The organism is Thiolapillus sp. (assembly GCF_048562965.1).
In the GTDB taxonomy this organism is placed as follows: domain Bacteria; phylum Pseudomonadota; class Gammaproteobacteria; order Chromatiales; family Chromatiaceae; genus Thiolapillus; species Thiolapillus brandeum_A.
The window spans coordinates 1-2,856 of record NZ_JBHNMF010000421.1 but is presented as its reverse complement, the minus strand read 5'-3'; the positions used below and the strand labels follow the sequence as shown (position 1 = coordinate 2,856).

At 58.3% G+C, this 2,856-nt stretch carries 3 protein-coding genes and 1 pseudogene; all 4 read right to left on the bottom strand.

Annotated elements, in window-relative coordinates; all coding sequences use genetic code 11:
* Positions 1 to 414, bottom strand: a 414-nt coding sequence (locus ACOCD2_RS15750) for a conjugal transfer protein TrbH (protein WP_293672709.1), incomplete at its 3' end; no start/stop codon positions are given.
* Positions 411 to 1,325, bottom strand: coding sequence for a P-type conjugative transfer protein TrbG (gene trbG, locus ACOCD2_RS15745; RefSeq protein ID WP_293646570.1), 915 nt, complete (start codon positions 1,323 to 1,325; stop codon positions 411 to 413). The genes trbG and ACOCD2_RS15750, both read right to left, overlap by 4 nt.
* 19 nt (positions 1,326 to 1,344) lie before the next feature.
* Complete coding sequence (locus ACOCD2_RS15740) at positions 1,345 to 2,103, bottom strand: VirB8/TrbF family protein (RefSeq protein ID WP_293646568.1); 759 nt, start codon at positions 2,101 to 2,103, stop codon at positions 1,345 to 1,347.
* Positions 2,100 to 2,856, bottom strand: a pseudogene (locus tag ACOCD2_RS15735) (conjugal transfer protein TrbE); the annotation flags it as partial. The pseudogene ACOCD2_RS15735 and the gene ACOCD2_RS15740, both read right to left, overlap by 4 nt.

The window sequence follows — 2,856 nt, the reverse complement described above, 5'->3', positions numbered from 1 at the left end:
ACCGGCCGGCAATACTTCAGTGCCCTGTTTTATGTACGGCCGGCTGATCGATTGATTACCGACCATCAGGGTCAATCGGTAAAAGTCCGGCGCGCCGGCGACATCGAGGATGTAACCCAGTGAGAGGCCATCTCGTGCGGTCACAGCGGTTTCGCGCTGCGCGAACTCCTCTACCGCGTACCCTGCTTCCCGGAGCTTCCGGACCAGCGTGATGCCGAATACCCCTTTTGCGGCGTGTTTCATGTTGAAGCGGCTCTTTGCAGGTGGGTACAGTTTTATGAGCTGTTTCACAGCGTCATCGGCGATCTTCGCTTCAACGACTTTCTGGTCTTCCGGCAGGAAGCTGCCGTATTTGCTCATGGTGGTGCAGCCGCTCATCACCAGCGCCAGCACGACGATGAAAACCTGTCTCATGATTCATGCCTCCGGGATACCGTGATACGGTCCTGCGAGCTACCCACGCCCGACACCAGAATCGCTTTTTCGAACACCATATCCACGATGAAGCGATCTCCCTGGACCCGGTAATTGACCAGCGTCACATCATCGTCTGCGAACCAGCCTCCCTTTTTGCGCAGCACCAGCAAACTCGGCGCTTCGGTCTGCGACATGACCCTGGGCATCTGGATAATCGTTTTCTTGCCGTCACTGTACACACGCACCGGCTTCCACGGTGCATCGCCGTCAACATCGTATGCAAAATCCAGATTGCCCAGGTATTCGCCGGTTTGCGGGAGGGTGTTGCTCTCCCGTTCCCGTTTCTGTACCTCGCGCTTGTGGAGTGTGTCCCACTTCGCCAGCGCATCTTCCGGATACGTGAATGCAACCTGCGGCATGTACTGCGTCCGATGTGACTTCAGCCGCATGTGATAGGTGCGCCGGTCCGTCGTCACGATGAGCGACGTTTCCAGACCGACGTCCATGGGCTTGATGATCAGGTGCAGCGTCTCCGTGGGACCGCTGCCGGTGATCGCCGGTTCCACCGTCCAGCGGGCGGTATCGCCCAGGTGAATGGAGTTCACCTGCTCGCCAGGCTGAAGCGCGACATCACAGACCTGAAGCACAGCGCACACGATGCTCGGTTGCTGCGCACCGAACAGGAAACGTACCGATCCGTTCGCACCCGCTACCGGCTTCATGCCGGTCGGTGTGCCGGCAGCCCACCGCTTTGCTATCGCAATCGCGGCCTTTTCCTGCGCGGTCAGTTTCGGGTTGTTCTTCGAGAAATACTTCTCGGCCATGTCCGTTGTCGAGCCAGCGGCCAGGCCAAGAGAGGGTACCACCAGGGCGGCACCCATAATCAATGCAATATATTTTTTACGCATGGTGGATGGTCTCTTCGGATTACAGAAGATTTGACCAGGAGAAGTCGCGCACGAAGATCCCCAGAGGATTCCTGCGCATATCTTCTTCTGATTGCTGATTCAATGTGGCGATGTACACCGTGACCAGGGCGCGCATGTTTTGCCGGGTCTTCACGATGCCCTGCCGGTCCCTCGTCGTTTCCGTCCAATCGACTTGCCAGGTGTCAGGCGATTGCGGAAGTATCGAAGTGATGTCGATGTTCACCATCTCTTTCGTGGCCCGCTGGAACGGCGTCTTCTCTTCATCACCGTTCAGCCACTCATTCATTTTCTGAGTGGCCGGATCGTTGGGCCCCAACCTGGCGTACAAACGGAAGACGGCGGCCCTTTGCACCGCCACATCCGGTGTGACCAGGCGGGCGTCACTGATGAACTCCGCGACGCTGGCCTTGATCACTCTCGGGTCTGCCTTGCTCGCTGACTGGACAGCGCCAGCGGCTACGTGCTGCCCCAGCTTGTCCACTTCCACGACGTAGGGAATGAACTTCGATTGGCTGCCGATCTGGATGATCCCGCCAATCGCCGCCAGCACCACCATGAACGCCATCAATGCGGCAATCTGCCACATGCGGCGGGATGCGACCTGTGAGCCCACATGATCGTTCCACGTCCTTCTGGCGGCGAGATACGGATTCTCCGTCTCCCCAGCCCGACGGTCGCCGTCAATGGGCTCTTCCGTCTTCCTCGGGACTGCTGGTTTCTTGAACACCCGCCCTTTCAATGTGTCTGCAACGCTCATGCTGCCTCCAAATACTGATTCAAGGTGAGTCCGCGACTCTTAAGCCATTTTTCTACCCAGCCGTCGCCATACTTGGTTTCGTGCTGCTTGATGACCGCAACGGCCTCCTTATCGGATACGCCGACGAACGACAGCGCGAGCGGGCCAAGTGCCAGCTCGAAGAGCCGGCGTCCCTTCTCGGAGACGTAGTAATACTGTCGCTTGGGTATGGCGGTCGCCAGAATGTCGATCTGCCGGGTGTTGAGGCCCATACGGCGATAGAGTGCCGCCGTGTCTTCGTCGCGTGCGAATACGTTGGGGAGGAAAATCTTCGTTGCCGTCGATTCGACAATGACATCCAGGATGCCGGAGTTGGCGGCATCGGTCAGGCTCTGCGTGGCCAGAACCACAGAACAGTTCGCCTTACGCATGACCTTGAGCCATTCTCTGATCTTGGCGCGGAATGCCGGGTGCCCCAGCATCAGCCAGGCCTCATCCAGCACGATCACGGCCGGCTGACCCTTCAGGCTCCGCTCTATGCGACGGAACAGGTAAAGCAGGACCGGAAGCGCGTATTTTTCGCCCAGATCCATCAGCTCCTCGATCTCGAACGTCGTAAAGTCGCTGAACGACAGTCCGTCCTCTTCGGCATCGAGGAGATGGCCCATCGAGCCGTCTACCGTGTATTGCCTGATCGCTTCCCTGATCGCCAGGTCCTGTATCGTGGTAGAGAACTCCGATAGCGTTCTGGCCCCGCTTTCGTGCATGCTCACG